This is a genomic window from Enhydrobacter aerosaccus (assembly GCF_900167455.1).
Classification (GTDB): domain Bacteria; phylum Pseudomonadota; class Alphaproteobacteria; order Reyranellales; family Reyranellaceae; genus Reyranella; species Reyranella aerosaccus.
Genome location: NZ_FUWJ01000002.1, coordinates 14899 through 30336, shown reverse-complemented (window position 1 = coordinate 30336; position 15438 = coordinate 14899). Strand labels below are relative to the sequence as shown.

At 65.3% G+C, this 15438-nt stretch carries 14 protein-coding genes; 10 read left to right on the top strand and 4 right to left on the bottom strand.

Features of this window, described 5'->3' with window-relative positions:
• Positions 1-41 precede the first annotated feature (41 nt).
• The 5 genes from B5D62_RS09450 (at position 42) to B5D62_RS09430 (ending at position 7603) form a co-directional block, all read left to right on the top strand.
• Positions 42-839, top strand: a complete 798-nt coding sequence (locus B5D62_RS09450) for an enoyl-CoA hydratase (protein ID WP_085933637.1) — start codon at positions 42-44, stop codon at positions 837-839.
• Between the two features lie 221 nt (positions 840-1060).
• Positions 1061-1780 carry a CerR family C-terminal domain-containing protein gene (locus tag B5D62_RS09445; protein WP_085933636.1) on the top strand — a complete coding sequence of 240 codons (720 nt, stop codon included), beginning with the start codon at positions 1061-1063 and terminating at the stop codon, positions 1778-1780.
• Between the two features lie 3 nt (positions 1781-1783).
• Positions 1784-3358: an efflux transporter outer membrane subunit gene (locus tag B5D62_RS09440; RefSeq protein ID WP_085933635.1), complete on the top strand. Its 1575-nt coding sequence runs from the start codon at positions 1784-1786 to the stop codon at positions 3356-3358.
• A 12-nt stretch (positions 3359-3370) separates the two neighbouring features.
• Positions 3371-4498, top strand: coding sequence for an efflux RND transporter periplasmic adaptor subunit (locus tag B5D62_RS09435; RefSeq protein WP_085933634.1), 1128 nt, complete (start codon positions 3371-3373; stop codon positions 4496-4498).
• A 12-nt stretch (positions 4499-4510) separates the two neighbouring features.
• Positions 4511-7603, top strand: coding sequence for an efflux RND transporter permease subunit (locus B5D62_RS09430; protein WP_085933633.1), 3093 nt, complete (start codon positions 4511-4513; stop codon positions 7601-7603).
• Positions 7604-7615: 12 nt separating this feature from the next.
• Here B5D62_RS09430 and B5D62_RS09425 read toward each other — a convergent pair whose 3' ends face one another.
• Positions 7616-10123 carry a cation-translocating P-type ATPase gene (locus B5D62_RS09425; protein ID WP_139373816.1) on the bottom strand — a complete coding sequence of 836 codons (2508 nt, stop codon included), beginning with the start codon at positions 10121-10123 and terminating at the stop codon, positions 7616-7618.
• A gap of 192 nt (positions 10124-10315) precedes the next feature.
• Here B5D62_RS09425 and B5D62_RS09420 point away from each other — a divergent pair, with 192 nt between their 5' ends.
• A complete protein-coding gene (locus B5D62_RS09420; protein ID WP_085933631.1) occupies positions 10316-11176 on the top strand; it encodes a universal stress protein in 861 nt (286 codons plus the stop codon).
• Positions 11177-11184: 8 nt separating this feature from the next.
• On the opposite strand, the gene B5D62_RS09415 is transcribed toward B5D62_RS09420, so the two are convergent.
• From B5D62_RS09415 to B5D62_RS09405, 3 genes are read right to left on the bottom strand one after another with little or no spacing between them, the layout of a single operon-like run.
• Entirely contained in the window at positions 11185-12534 is a 1350-nt protein-coding gene (locus tag B5D62_RS09415) for an ATP-binding protein (protein WP_085933630.1), read from the bottom strand.
• Complete coding sequence (locus B5D62_RS09410) at positions 12531-13199, bottom strand: response regulator transcription factor (RefSeq protein WP_085933629.1); 669 nt, start codon at positions 13197-13199, stop codon at positions 12531-12533. Before B5D62_RS09410 ends, B5D62_RS09415 begins: the two co-directional genes overlap by 4 nt.
• Positions 13196-13495 carry a PepSY domain-containing protein gene (locus B5D62_RS09405; protein ID WP_218191017.1) on the bottom strand — a complete coding sequence of 100 codons (300 nt, stop codon included), beginning with the start codon at positions 13493-13495 and terminating at the stop codon, positions 13196-13198. Before B5D62_RS09405 ends, B5D62_RS09410 begins: the two co-directional genes overlap by 4 nt.
• Before the next feature lie 120 nt (positions 13496-13615).
• Here B5D62_RS09405 and B5D62_RS09400 point away from each other — a divergent pair, with 120 nt between their 5' ends.
• From B5D62_RS09400 to B5D62_RS09385, 4 genes are read left to right on the top strand one after another with little or no spacing between them, the layout of a single operon-like run.
• A complete protein-coding gene (locus B5D62_RS09400) occupies positions 13616-13861 on the top strand; it encodes a hypothetical protein (RefSeq protein WP_085933627.1) in 246 nt (81 codons plus the stop codon).
• Positions 13862-13874: 13 nt separating this feature from the next.
• Entirely contained in the window at positions 13875-14375 is a 501-nt protein-coding gene (locus tag B5D62_RS09395) for a cytochrome b/b6 domain-containing protein (RefSeq protein WP_139373815.1), read from the top strand.
• Positions 14372-14791: a DUF1924 domain-containing protein gene (locus tag B5D62_RS09390; RefSeq protein ID WP_085933625.1), complete on the top strand. Its 420-nt coding sequence runs from the start codon at positions 14372-14374 to the stop codon at positions 14789-14791. Before B5D62_RS09395 ends, B5D62_RS09390 begins: the two co-directional genes overlap by 4 nt.
• The gene (locus tag B5D62_RS09385) at positions 14792-15250 is read left to right on the top strand and encodes a diheme cytochrome c (protein WP_085933624.1); all 459 of its coding nucleotides are present in this window, start codon (positions 14792-14794) and stop codon (positions 15248-15250) included.
• The last annotated feature ends 188 nt before the right edge of the window (positions 15251-15438 follow it).

The window sequence follows — 15438 nt, the reverse complement described above, 5'->3', positions numbered from 1 at the left end:
AAGAATTCGACGCAATCGACAAAGAGCCACGGAGCGAAACCATGACGGCGCCTGTCGCGCACAAGATCGAAGTCCGGCGCGAGCAGCGCGAGCATGGAGCCGTTGTCCATGTCGTGTACGACTATTCCCGGCGACTGAACGTGCTCAACCCATCGGCGCTGCGTGATCTGGCCGACACGTTTCATTCGCTTGCCAAGGACGAAGATCTGCGTGTGGTGGTCTTCTCGGGCGTCGGCGGCAAGGCTTTCATCGGCGGCGCCGACATCAACCATATGGCCGCGCTACGCGAGGGCGAGGAAGGGCGCGCCTTCATCACGTTGATCCATAAGCTCTGCCAGGCGATCCGCGACTGCCCCGTTCCCGTGATCTGCCGTCTGGAAGGCTACACGCTCGGGGCCGGCCTGGAAGTGGCTGTCGCCTGCGACATGCGCATCGCCGCCGAAACCGCCTTCTTCGGCATGCCCGAGGTGAAGGTCGGGGTGCCGTCCGTCGTCGAGGCGGCGCTGCTGCCCCGTCTCATCGGCTGGGGCCGCACCTCGCGCCTGCTCCTGACAGCCGAGACCATTGGCGCCGCGAAGGCCGAAGCCTGGGGGTTGGTCGAGGAAGTCGTTCCCGCCGCCGAACTCGACGCCGCTATCGAGCGTTGCGTCGGTGCCATCGTCGAGGCCACGCCCAAGGCGGTCCGCAGCCAGAAGCGATTGATGAGACGGTGGGAGCGGCTGCCCCTCGACGAGGCGGTCCAGGCCGGGATCGACGCCTTTGCCCAGTCCATTGCCGAGGGCGAACACATCGAGCCCATGGGCAATTTTGTGCGCCGCAAGAAAGCGCAGAACAGCTAGGCCCCGTTCCTCCGATCTGGGTCGCCGATTTGGGCAATCGGGCCCTTGTCGTGTCCAATTCTCGAACCCATCTCTCCGCAGCGCGATCCCAGATTGCCCTGAATTCTGTGGTCGGTTGCCTTTTTTCAGCCAAATTCCAGAAAACGATCGAAATAATATCGTTCGATTGACAAATTTGTGCGCCGCACTACATTCCGCTTGGAAGTGTTTGGGCGGGTGGCATGAGCCAGAATACGCTGCGGCAGCGGCCGGGAATTTATGCGCGCGGGGAGGATACCCGGCGGCGCATTCTCGATACCGCACTCGAGGTCTTCGCGACCGAAGGGTACGAGGGTGCGAGCACGCGCCTCCTGGCCGAGCGCGCCGGCGTGAACCTGCCGGCAATCCAATACTACTTCGGCAGCAAGGAAGGCCTGTACCGGGCCGTCATCGAACACATCGTCCAGTACAACGAGGCGCACTTTGCCTCCCTGGACCTCAAGGTTAAGGCGGCACTGGACGATCCGACTACGACGACGGATCGGCTGCTCGACCTGCTATGCGAAATGCTCGAAAGCTTCGTGGTGCTGGTTACCAGCGGCGGCCACGATGACAGCCGCCGCCTTTTCTATGCCCGCGCAGAGGTCGAGTGCACCAGCGGGCTGGAGTTCCTGCAGAAGCAGAGCACGCGTCAGGTATTCGATCCCTGCCTTGCCCTGGTCTCACGACTGCTCGGCAAGCCGACCGACGAAACGGAATGCGTCGTCCGCGCCCTCATGCTGCTCGGTCAGGCGACCATCTTCTGTCATCAGAAGATACGCCAGGTGATCGGGCTGAACGTCAAGGAACGGCTCGACGAGATTCGCGCGGCGTTGCGCCTCCACACGGGAGTGGTCATGCGCGCCGCAATGGAAGCGTCTCAACCTGGTCAATCGACCCCTCAACCGACGACCGGACACTGAAAAATGAAAGGTTCTCGTCTTCTTTCGCGCGCCGCGCGGCGTGCGGGCATCGGTGCGATTGCCCTGACAAGCCTGGCGGCCACCGCAGGCTGCACGGTCGGTCCTGACTTCAAGCGTCCGGACAAGCCGACGGTTGCGGGCTACACCCCGGAAAACCTCGTGCCGCAGACGGCATCCGCGCCCGTGCCCGATGGCGGTGCGGCGCAGACTTTCCAGCCCTCAGAAGACATTCCGGGGCAGTGGTGGGGACTTTTCCGTTCCAACGAGCTCAATGCGCTGATCACCCAGGCGCTCAAGGCCAATCCGGACGTCGATGCCGCGCAGGCCTCGCTGCGTCAGGCCAACGAGACGCTCTACGCCACGCAGGGAAGCCTGTTTCCGACCTTCACCGGGAATGGCTCCGCCAACAATCAGCGATACAGCGGCGCTGCGCAGGGGTCGCAAGGGACGACGGCGGTTTTCGGCGTCACCTCGGCGTCGCTCAATGTATCCTACGTGCCCGATCTCTGGGGTGGGACGCGCCGGCAGGTCGAAGCTTCCGCCGCGGCAGCTGAGTATCAGCGTTGGCAGCTTGAAGCGACTTATCTCACGCTGACGTCGAACGTCGTGGTGACAGCGATCAACATGGCCTCGCTTCGGGCGCAGATCGCTGCCACCGAAGCCATCATCAAGCTCGAGACCGACGCCCTCAACCTGGTGCAGACTCAATTCAACCTGGGTGGCGCGGCGCGGACGGACGTCCTGCAGCAGCAGGCCACGCTGACGCAGACGCAGGCGACGCTACCGCCGCTGCAGAAGCAGCTTGCCCAGCAGCGCAACGCCTTGATGAGGCTGCTCGGCCTGCCGCCGACCGATAATGCCGGTCAAGGTCTGGAACTCGCCTCGCTGAAGCTGCCCGAGCAGCTCCCTCTCAGCCTGCCGTCGCAACTGGTTGAGCAGCGCCCCGACGTGCGGTCGTTCGAGGCACAGCTCCATCAGGCCAGCGCCAATATCGGTGTGGCCATCGCCAACCAGCTTCCGCAGATCACCCTGACTGGTCAGCTCGGCCAGACGTCGGGCGGCTTTGCCAACATGTTCACGCCGACCACCGGTATCTGGACGCTCGGCTTCAGCATCGCGCAGACGCTGCTCGACGGCGGCAAGCTCGAGCATACCAAGCTGGCGGCGATCGCCGGGTTCGATAAGGCGGCGGCCCAGTATCGCAGCACCGTGCTGTCGGCCTTCCAGGATGTGGCGAACGCCCTCCGCGCGCTGCAGTCCGATGCCGATACGCTTGCCGCCACGGTTGCGGCGGAACAGGTCGCGGCGCAGAGCCTGGAACTGTCACGCCAGCAATACCAGCTCGGCGCCACCACCTATCTGCAGTTGCTCAATGCGCAGCAGAGCTACCAGACGGCGCTGCTCAACCGCGTTCAGGCGCAGGCGACGCGCTACAGCGACACCTCGGCCCTGTTCCAGGCGCTGGGTGGCGGCTGGTGGAATCGCCAGGACGTCGATCCGAAGTCGAAGGGCCAGCCGGGAGGCATCCTCAACATCCCGCCGGTCCAGGAAATCAAACTGCCTCGCGCAGGTCATTAAAGGACAGACGCTATGATCAAGCGAATGCTCATCATGTTGGTTCTGGTCGGCGCCGTGCTGTTCGGAATCTTCGGCTTCAAGTCCTTCGTCAACGGCAAGATCAAGGAAGCCATGGCTGCCATGGGCAGCCAGCCGCAGACGGTATCCACCATCAAGGCCGAATTCTCGGACTGGCAGTCGCAGCTCCAGGCCGTCGGCAGTCTTCGTGCCGTGCGCGGCGCCGACCTGTCGCTCGAAGTCGCCGGCGTGGTGGAGGAGATCAAGTTCGACTCCGGCCAGGACGTCGAGGCCGGGCAGCTTCTGCTGCGTCTGCGCGACGAGGACGATGTCGCCAAGCTGAAGTCGCTGGAGGCCGTCGCCGAACTCTCGCAGATCACCTACGATCGTGATCTCAAGCAGTTCAAGGCGCAGGCGGTGAGCCAGGCCACGGTCGATACCGACGCCGCCAACCTCAAGAACAACAAGGCCCTGGCCGAGCAGCAGAAGGCCATCGTCGATAAGAAGACCCTGAAGGCGCCGTTCGCCGGCCATCTCGGCCTGCGTCAGGTCGATCTGGGCCAGTACCTTGCGGCGGGCACGGCGATCGTGACCTTGCAGGCGCTGACGCCGATCTATGCCGACTTCATGGTGCCGCAGCAGGCGCTGGCGCAGATCAAGGTTGGCCAGGAAGTGTCGGCCAGGACCGACACCTACCCCGGCAAGACCTTCATCGGCAAGGTCACCGCCATCAATCCGAGGGTCGAGACGGCCACCCGGAACGTGCAGGTGCGCGCCGAGATCGAGAATGCGGACCGACTGCTGGTGCCGGGCATGTATGTAACCGTGGATACGAAGATCGGTCAGCCGCAGAAGCTGATCACGCTGCCGCAGACGGCCATCATGTACAACCCGTACGGCAACATCGTTTACGTGGTGGATGAGAAGAAGAGCGGCGACGGCGCGCCCCAGCTCTCCGTGCACCAGACGTTCGTGACGCTGGGCGCGACCCGCGGCGACCAGGTGTCGGTCCTGAAGGGCGTGGAGGAGGGACAGACGATCGTCACCTCCGGCCAGATGAAGCTGCGCAACGGCATTCCGATCGCCGTCAACAATACGGTCGAGCCGAGAAACGATCCCAATCCCAAGCCGGTCGACGAGTAAGGGGTAAGACCCATGAAATTCACGGATATCTTCATCCGTCGCCCGGTGCTGGCGATGGTGGTGAGCCTTCTCATCCTGGTGCTGGGTCTGCGCGCGGTCACGACGTTGCAGGTCCTGCAGTATCCGCGGACCGAGAATGCCATCGTCACCATCACCACGACCTACTACGGCGCCGATCCGGAGGTGATTGCGGGCTTCATCACGACGCCGCTCGAGCAGGCGATCGCGCAGGCCAACGGCATCGACTACATGACGTCGACCAGCATCAGCAGCACCAGCACGATCACGGTCTATCTCCGCCTCAACTACGACTCGAACAAGGCGCTGGTGGAGATCAACACCAAGGTCCAGTCGGTGCTGAACAAGCTGCCGGCGGGGACGCAGCAGCCGGTGCTCACGGTCAAGGTCGGCCAGACCATCGACGCGATGTATCTCGGCTTCTCGAGTACCGTGCTCGCCCCCAACCAGATCACCGACTATCTCGTGCGCGTGGTCCAGCCCAAGCTGCAGGCGGTCGAAGGCGTGCAGACGGCGGAGCTGCTCGGCTCGAAGAACTTTGCGCTGCGCGCCTGGCTCGATCCCGAAAAGCTGGCGGCCTACGGACTTACCGCCAACGACGTGCAGACGGCGCTCGCCAACAACGACTACATCTCCGGCCTCGGCAATACCAAGGGCCAGATGGTGCAGGTGACGCTCACAGCCTCGACAGCCCTGCATACGCTGGACGAGTTCAAGAACCTCGTTCTCAAGCAAATCGGCGGCGCGGTCGTGCGGCTCAGCGATGTCGCCAAGGTGACGCTGGGTTCGGACGATTACGAGAGCCAGGTCGCCTTCGATAACCAGCAGGCCGTCTATATCGGCATCCAGGTCGCGCCGGCGGCCAACCTGCTCGATGTCGTGAAGGGTGTGCGGGCAGTCTTCCCGGATATCGTCGCCCAGCTGCCGCAGGGCCTCGAAGGCAAGATCGTCTATGACTCCACCGCGTTCGTGAACAGCGCCATCGACGAGGTCATCCGCACCCTTATCGAGGCGCTGCTGATCGTGACGGTCGTGGTGTTCCTGTTCCTCGGCTCGCTGCGATCCGTCCTGATCCCGACGGTGGCGATCCCGCTGTCGCTGGTCGGCACCTTCACGATGATGCTGGCCTTTGGCTTCTCCATCAATCTGCTCACGTTGCTGGCGCTGGTGCTCGCGATCGGACTGGTCGTCGACGACGCGATCATCGTCGTCGAGAACGTCAATCGCCATCTCGAGGAAGGCACAAAGCCGATGCAGGCGGCGATTCTTGCCGCGCGCGAACTTGGCGGGCCGATCATCGCCATGACGGTGGTGCTGATCGCGGTCTATGTGCCGATCGGCTTCCAGAAGGGACTGACGGGCGCGCTGTTCACCGAGTTCGCCTTCACGCTGGTCGGCGCGGTGACGATCTCGGCGATCGTCGCGCTGACCCTGTCGCCCATGATGTGCTCGCGGCTCCTCAAGCCGCACGGCGAGGGAACGGCGCGTTGGGAGGCCTGGTTCATTTCCTTCATCGACCGGAATTTCGAGCGGTTGCACAGGGGATATTCCCGCTGGCTCAGTGGCAGCCTCAACTATCTGCCCGTGACCATGGTGTTCTCGCTGATCGTGCTGGGCAGCATCTACTTTCTCTACTCGACGACCAAGAGCGAGCTTGCGCCGCAGGAGGATCAGGGCATCATTCTGGCGCTCTCGACCGCTTCGCCGACGGCGACGATCGATCAGCGCCTGGTGTACGCGCGCCAGGTCTACGAGATCTTCAAGAAGCATCCCGAGACGGACCACGTGTTCCAGCTCGACGTGCCCGGCCAGTCGATCGCCGGCATGGTGCTGAAACCGTGGGATGAGCGCACCCTCACCTCGAACCAGCTCCAGCCCGTCGTCCAGGGCGAGCTGAGCAAGGTTGCCGGGGCGCAGATCGTCGCCTTCCAGCAATCGCCCTTGCCGGGCAGCACGGGTCTGCCGGTGCAGTTCGTGATCAGCACCACCGGCGATTTCGGGCCGCTGAACGAGGTCGCCCAGAAGTTCCTGCAGGAAGCGCTGTCGAGCGGCATGTTCATCTTCCTGAATACCGACCTCAAGATCGACCAGCCGCTGTTGACGGTCGAGATCGATCGCGACAAGACGGCCCAGCTCGGGCTGAAGCTGAGCGATGTCGGCGCCGCACTCTCCTGGATGCTGGGCGGCGGCTACGTCAACTATTTCAGCCTCGACGGCAGGTCCTACAAGGTCATGCCGCAGGTCCAGCAGCGCGACCGCCTCAACGCGGACCAGGTGCTGAACTACTACATCACCGCGTCCAACGGCACGCCGGTTCCGGTATCGACCGTGGCGAAGATCGTGACCAAGACGATCCCTGAGTCGCTGAACCACTTCCAGCAGCTCAACAGCGCCACCATCCAGGGCGTTGCCTTCCCCGGCGTGTCGCAGGCCGATGCGTTGGCTTACCTGCAGGATCTGGCCAAGCGCACCCTGCCGCCAGGCTACAATGTCGACTACGGCGGCGTGTCGCGGCAGTACATCCAGGAGTCCGGCGGGTTCGTAACCACCTTCGGCTTCGCGCTGATCATCATCTTCCTGTCGCTGGCGGCATTGTTCGAGAGCTTCCGTGATCCGCTGATCATCCTGTTCTCGGTGCCGATGTCGATCGCCGGTGCGCTGCTGTTCCTGTCGACGCTGAGCACCTTCGGCATCCTGGGGGCCAGCATCAACATCTACACCCAGGTCGGCCTGGTGACGCTGATGGGCTTGATCAGCAAGCACGGCATCCTGATCGTGGAAGTCGCCAACGAGCAGCAGGCTTCGGGCAAGACCAAGCGCGAGGCGATCATCGCCGCGGCGGGCATCCGGTTGCGCCCGATCCTGATGACGACAGCCGCGATGGTGCTGGGCGTCGCCCCGCTCATCGCCGCCAGCGGCGCCGGCGCTCTATCGCGCTTCAGCATGGGCCTCGTGATCGCGACCGGCCTGTCGCTCGGCACGCTGTTCACCCTGTTCGTGGTGCCGGCAGTGTACGTGTTGTTCGCAGCGGATCACTCCAAGCACGTGGAGGACGCAGAGCCGTTGCCGGGGGCAGCGGCTCACTAGGCTGGGCTCGCCTCAGACAGCTCCCAGCCGACGGGCCAGGAGCTTGAGAGGCAAGAGAACCAGTAGAAAGGCCAGGATCGCGGCGACGATCATTCCGATATCGTCGCCGTGCAGGGGCCCGAAGCCGAACAACGCGCGGGCCGGTTGCCAACTCACCGACAGGGCCAGCAAGGCCAAGGTGAAGGTCACGATGCCGGCCAGGACGGGACTGCGGCCGGTCAAGAAATCGACCGACAGGCCGCGGCGCGAGCGGTTGATCAGGATCAGCCCGATATTGGCAAGGATCAGCGCGAAGAAGGACAGGGCGCGAATGTCCTCGGCCGGCAATCCGCGTCGCGCCGCCAGCAGGTAGACGCCGGCCACCGTTGCGAACGCCAGCAACCCCTGGATCACGCTCCAACTGATCATTGCGGTCGAAAACAGGCGGGCCGTGGGAGACCGGGGCGGCCGTCGCATCAGATCGGGTTCGGCGGCTTCCGCCTCGAAGACGATCGAGCAGGCCGGATCGATGATCATCTCGATGAAGGCGATGTGCAACGGATGCAGGACCAGTGGCAGGCCGGTGAACAGCGGCAGCATGGCCAAGCCTGCGATCGGCAGATGCACGGCCACGATGTACGCCATCGCCTTGCGCAGATTGTCGTAGATGCGGCGGCCCAGCCGGATGGTGCGCACGATCGAGCCGAAATCGTCATCCAGCAGCACGATCGAGGAGGCTTCGCGCGCCACGTCGGTGCCGCGCCCGCCCATGGCGATGCCGATATCCGCCGCCTTGAGGCTGGGAGCGTCGTTGACGCCGTCGCCGGTCATTGCCACCACCTCGCCGCGGGATTGCAGGGCCTTGACGATGCGCAGCTTCTGCTCCGGCAGGATGCGGGCGAAGATATCGACGTGCTTCACCCGCTGTGCCAGCTCCTCGTCGGTCAGGCCTGCGATCTCCGATCCCGTGGCAACCACAGCGTCGTTGAGGCCGGCCATCCTGCCGATCGCCTGGGCGGTGACCGGATAGTCGCCGGTGATCATGATCACGCGAATGCCGGCGGTCCGGCATTGCGCCATCGCTTCGGGCACCGATTCGCGAAGCGGGTCGGCGAGGCCGATCAGCCCGATCCATGAGAAGGGGAAATCCTGCGGACGCTCCGGTAACGCTGCCGCATTGTCCCACTCCGCCCCGGCGACGGCGAGGACGCGGATGCCCTTGGCGGCAAGGGACTCGACCGTGCTCCGTATTTCGGCGGCCGCCGATTGGTCGAGCCGGCACAGGCCGGCGATGGCTTCCGGTGCGCCCTTGGCGGCCACGGTTACAAACTCCCGCCCGGAATGACGCCAGACCTGCGTCACGGCCAGCAGGCCCGTCGTGAGGCCGTAACTGCGGACCAGCTCCGCATTGTCGGGTGACGTCGCGTCTGCCGAGCGAATCGCGCGATCCATGGGATCGAAGCCTTCCGGCGAGCTGGCCAGTGCGCCATACCGCAGAAGGCGTTGCAATTCCGCGGTCGGCGGCAGGCCTGTCCCTTTCCAGTCCATGACCAGATCAGGAGTGGCTAGCGCCACCACCGACATGCGGTTCTCGGTCAGTGTCCCTGTCTTGTCGGTGCACAGCACCGTCGCCGAACCCAATGTCTCGATCGCCGCGGATCGCCGCGTCAGGACGCGGGCCCGGGAGATGCGCCAGGCGCCCATGGTCATGAACACCGTCAGGACCAGAGGAAATTCCTCGGGCAGCATGGACATGCCGAGGGCAATGCCGGCCAGGCAGGCTTCCAGCCAGGACCCGCGCAACAGGCCGTAGACGATCACGGTCACGAACGTTGCCGTGAAGCCCAGCAGCGCAAAGGCCTGGACGAGCTGCGTGGTCTGGGCCTTGAGGCCGGGCGTCGCCGGATCGATGGTTGCCAGCGCTTTTCCGATGCGGCCGATTTCAGTATGGGCGCCGGTCGCAAAGACCTCGGCCGTGGCGACTCCGCGCACCACCAGCGAACCGGAAAAGACGGTGGGTTGATCGTCTCCGCCCGGGATGGCCGGCGCCTGTTCGCCGGATTGCAATGCCCGTTTGCGGACCGGGACCGACTCGCCGGTCAGGAGGGACTCGTCGACGAGGAGATCATTGGCGGTGAGCAGGAGAGCATCGGCTGGCACTCGATCGCCCTCGGCCACGATCACGAGATCGCCACGGACCACGTCCCGCCCCGGAATGCGGACTCGTTGTCCGCCGCGGATCACGAGCGCGCGCGGGCTCGTCATCGCGCGCAACGTTTCGAGGACGCGCTCGCTGCGAGTCTCCTGCACGACGGAGATCGTCACCGAGAGCGAGGCGAAGAGGAGCAGGATGATGCCTTCGAGGACATCACCCAGAATCAGGTAGATGACCGCCGCGCCCAGCAGCAGGGCGAACATCGGCTCGCGCAGGACCTCGGCCGCAATGTGCAAGGGCGTGCGCCGTCCGGCGGACGGCAGTTCGTTCGGGCCTTCGCGCCTGAGACGCTGTCGGGCTTCTTCCGGATCGAGGCCTTGATGCAAGGGGCACCCCGCAAGAAAAGAGACAGCGGTCGGCGCCGCCAATGGCTTCCTGTTTATCGTGCTGCGTCACGGCATGATACAATCTCCGCTATAAGTTCATCGGGGATTGATCTGCATCAACGTCGCCAAGCCAATGGCAAGGCTTGGTTGCCCGGCCGCGCCCGCTTGCGCCCATTGCCGATCGGAGGCCCCATGTCGTTCCGAGATGTCCTTGTCGTCCTTCGGCCCTATCCGGCGGTGACCCCGGCGGCGGCAGTCGAGCAAGCCGTAGCGCTTGCGGCGACGTTTGCGTCGCGGCTATCGGCCGTCGCCTGCGCGATCAAGCCGAAGGTGCCGCGCAGCATCCTCGGTAATGCGCTGCTCGACGTCTCGGCCATGGTCGGCGAGGAGAGTCGCAAGAGCGCCGACGACGCGCACAAGCTGCTTGCGGCATTCGAACAGGCGGCCCGCCTGAGAAACGTCCTGGGCCGGCAGATGTTCGAGGCCTGCACGCCGGCAGTGGTACCGGATCTCCTGGTCGAGCGGGCCAGGCTCTACGACCTGTCGATCCTGCCAACCCCCGAGATCGCCCATGTCGCGCAGTTCGATGCGCGCTGGTACGCGGAGTCGATCATCTTCGAGTCAGGGCATCCTGTCATCGTGCTGCCGCGCGACGGGCAGGGCACCATGCCGAAGGCACTCGATGCGGTCCTCGTCGCCTGGGACAAGAGCCGCGCGGCCTCGCGCGCCATCGCCGACGCCCTGCCGATCCTGAAAACGGCCACCCGCGTGCGCCTGCTGACGGTGGTGGGCGAGAAACGGCTGCCCTCGTCCCAGTCCCCGGCGGAGCTGGTCGATCATCTGGCGTTGCATGGCGTCAAGGCGGTCGCGGAGGAAGTGGAGGCCGACGGCCGGAGCATCGGCAAGGTGCTCGACGATCAGGTCAAAGGCTATGCCGCCGACCTGCTCGTGATGGGGGCCTATGGCCACTCGCGGCTACGCGAGTTCGTGCTGGGCGGCGCCACCAACAGCATCCTGTCGAAACCGCCGACGGCCGTATTCCTGTCGCACTGAGCGCCGGATCATCGGGCCGGCAGCGTAAGGGTGACGGCCAATCCGCCGAGAGTCGATCGACCGAAGACGATCTGGCCGCCATTGACGTCGACCAGATCCGACACGATGGCGAGACCCAGCCCCCAGCCGGGAGCCATCTCGTCGAGTCGTTGCCCGCGTCGCATTGCCTCCGCCGAGCGATCGGCGGGCATGCCGGGGCCGTCGTCTTCCACCGCGATGTGCAGCCCTTTTCGATCATCCTGGTGCCCGGATATCCTGACCTGGCTCTTGGCCCACTTGCAGGCATTTTCCATCAGGTTGCCGATGATCTCCTCGAGATCCTCGCGCGGGCCGCGGAAGGAGAGTTCCGGCGCAACGTCGACCTCGATGACGAGGCCGCGTTCGATATAGATCTTGCGCAGCGCCGCAGCCGCGCTCGCGGCGATGGGCTGGACGAGGCTCTTCACGCCGAGGGTCCGGCCGCTGCCGGCCATGGCCGAGGCGCGGCCGAGGTGATGCTCGATCAGGCGGCGCATGATCTGCACCTGCTCGGACATGGCGTCTTTCTTGGCCGCTCCTTGCAGCTCGGCACTGAGCACGGCAAGCGACGTCTTGAGCGCATGGGCGAGATTGCCGACATGGGCGCGCGCCCGTTCGATGAGTTCGGCATCCTTGTCGAGCACGCCGTTCATGGCCTCGACGAGAGGGGCCACTTCGGGCGGATATCTGCCGGCGAGCCGCGTTGCATCGCCACTTCGGACAGAGTCGAGATCGGCTGCCATCGCCCGTAGCGGCCGCAGGCCGTATCGCACCTGGATGACGATGGCGACTGCCATGCCGAGACCGAGCAGTCCGAGCGCCGCGACGAGCAGGAGGTCGAAGCGCTGGACGCCGCTGCTCACCTCGCGCAGGTCGGCGGCGACGAGGAAATGGACGGGATTCGCTATTCCCGGATAGCGCAGGTCGCGCTCCACCACGAGCAGGGGCTCGCCATTGGGGCCGTCGACGCGCCGACTTTCCATGTCGCTTCCGCCGGCAGTGGTGGCGATCGCACTGTCCCACAGCGAGCGGGAACGCAACTGGCGGCCGTCCGGACCGGTGATCTGCCAGTACCAGCCGGAAAAGATCCGATCGAAACGCGCGTCGCCCATCGGCCGGACCATCGTAACCGTTCCGTCGGGCGCCACCTCCGCCGAGGCGATCATGGTCTTGAGGATCGCGTCCAGACGATAGCTGAATTCGCGCTCGACCGAGGCCCGGAAGGCGTAAGCAAGAACGCCGCCGCCGGCCGCCAGCAGCAGCACCAGCCAGACCAGCGCGGCCAGGATCAGGCGGCGCGAAAGCGACGCCGGCGCACGGGTCGTGGCAGGCTTGGTCACGTGGCGCCGTGGCCGGTCAGCATATATCCCTGTCCTCGCACGGTGCGGATAAGGTCGGCGCCGATCTTCTTCCGGATGCGTCCGAGCAGGACTTCGAGCACGTTGGAGTCGCCATCGAAATGGCGATCGTAGACATGCTCCATGAGCTCGGTGCGGCTTACGACGCGCTCGGCGTGGTGCATAAGGTAGGAGAGGATGCGGTATTCCTGAGCGGTCAGCTGTACCGGGTTACCCTGTACGCTGACGCGGCCAGTGTTGGTGTCGAGCCGCACCGGACCACAGGTCAACTCGGGCTGGGCGTGACCGGACGTCCGACGGATCAGCGCACGCACGCGATACACGACTTCGTCGAGCTCGAACGGCTTGATCATGTAGTCGTCGGCACCGGCGTCGAAGCCGGCCATCTTCTCAGACCATCGGCCGCGTGCCGTCAGGATCAGCACCGGCATCGTCCGTCCGGCCTCGCGCCATCGCCGCAGGATCGTCACACCGTCGATCTTGGGCAGGCCGAGATCCAGAACGATGGCGTCGTAGGGCTCCGTGTCCCCGAGATGCCAGCCATCCTCGCCGTCATAGGCGACATCGACGGCGAAGCTGGCCGCTTCCAGCGCCTTCTGCAGGCGCAGCGCCAGAACGGGCTCATCCTCGACGACCAGCACTCTCATCGGTGGCCGTTCCGTCCGCTCGTCGTGAGCAAGGCGCCGGTGCGCGCGTCGTAGCGAAGCTTCAGCACGCGTCCGGCATCGGTCACGATCTTGATCTCGTATATGGGCACCTGGCCCTCATCCTCGAGTTCGGCCTCGACTACCTGGCCGGGATAGGCGGCCTGGGCGCGCGCCACGATATCGCGCAGCGGCAGCATACGGCCTTCCTCCACCGCCCGGCGAGCGCGGTCGTGATCGCTCTCGTCGCTGGCGAGCGCCGAGCCGCAGGCGACAAGCCCCGCCATCAGACACGCCATCCAGACTCTCATGCCCACACCCTATTCGGTCGAACCTGAACCCAGGATGAACGGCTGGGTCAGCCTTGGTTCAGGGTGTCTTCGCTAGCTTAGCGGCCGTCGATGTCCAAGGAGGACGAAATGTTGAAGAAGATGTTGATCCAGGGTGTGGCGGCGGCGGTTCTGGTCGGGGCGGCAGCTGCCGTCTACGCCCAGGTTCAGGACAACGGCTATCTCTCCACGCCGACACAGACGCAGACCAAGGCATCCGACAAGGCGATGCCGGACGGCGGCAAGCACGCGGGCGAGGATCGCGACGGCCGCAAGCATGCCGACCGCGGCGAGGCCCATGCGAAGGCTCAGAAGCACGATCGCGACGACGATTGAGGTGGAGGGCGCTGTGGCCGCTGTAAAGTCAACGAAGGGGCATCTCGCCTTGGTAAAGGCCTGGCACGCCCTGCTGGCCGGAGCCTTCCTGATCGCCTATGTGACGGCAGACGAGGACACCTACGCGATGCACCAGTTCGCGGGGTACACCGTGCTGACCGCCATCGCGTTGCGCCTGCTGTTCGGCCTGGTCGCTCCCGCGGCGAGCCCGCTTCGCCTGCCCCGACCGAGCTGGCGCGCGGCGCGGAACTGGCTGGCGACGCGGAAGGGGCGTCATCCGCTGTTCGCATGGTTCGCCGCGTCGTTGCTGGCCGTGGTTGGGCTGGTCTCCCTGTCGGGGGCGCTTGCCGATGGCGCGACATGGCTCGAAGACCCGCACGAAGTGATCGCCGAGGCATCGCTGTGGCTGATCGCGGCACACATCGCCTTCGTCACCTACATGTATGCCGGCCGGCAATGGCTGGCGCGGATCGGCACGCGCCTTTCGGCGGCGCCAAAGGAAACCACACGATGAGGCGTTCGATCCTACTCGCGGGCGCCATCGCGCTGCTGCCTGTTCTCGCGCTGGCCGGCGATCCCGGGCGCGATGCCATCCTGTCGGATTATGCCGCCCAGGCGCGCCGGCTCGATCCCGCCTTCACCGGCCTGTCGGCGCAACGCGGCGAGACGCTCTTTCGCACCAAGTGGAACGGGGGCGATCCGCGCACGCCTTCCTGCACCGCGTGCCACACCGCCGATCCGCGCCAGCCCGGGCAGAACGCCAAGACCGGTCGGCCGATCGATCCCGTCGCCGTCTCGGTCAATCCGCGGCGGTTCACCGATAAGGCCGAGGTCGAGAAGCAATTCGGTCGGGACTGCAAGAGCGTTCTCGGCCGCGACTGCACGCCGGCCGAAAAAGGCGACTACATCTCCTTCATGGCGGGCCAGTAGATGCGTCCCGGTCTTCTGTGCGCCGCGCTGCTGCTGCTGGCGTCGCCGGCCCTGGCCGACGACGAGCGCGTCAGGCCGGTGACTGATCCCGTGGTGCGCAAGGAATGCGGCGCCTGCCACATGGCCTTCCAACCGGCGTTCCTGCCCGCCCGCTCCTGGGACCGCCTCATGGCGGGGCTGTCGGATCATTTCGGAGAGGAAGCCAGCCTGCCCGCCGACAAGACCGAGATCATCCGCGCCTATCTGACGGCCAATGCCGGCGACAAGGGCGGGCAGGGCGAGGCGCGCAAGTTCATGCGTTGGGTCGCGCCGCAAGGTATGCCCCTTCGCATTACCGAGAATCCCGCCTTCCTGCGGAAGCATCGCTTTCCCGACGCGGTGTGGAAGGACCCGAAGGTGGTGACCAGATCCAACTGTCCGGCCTGTCACGGACGCGCCGACCAGGGCCTGTACGAGTAGCTGCTGGGCGGGCGGATGAGGGCTGGTGTATCCTGTGCGCCGATGACCAGTTGCCCCAAACCGCCCGGATCCCGGCCCGAATCCCGGCTCGAATCCCGGCCCGAGTCGAAGGACGAGCGGGCCGAACGGCTGGCCGCCGCCTTGCGTGAGAATCTCAAGCGCCGCAAGGCTCAGGCGCGCGCCAAGCA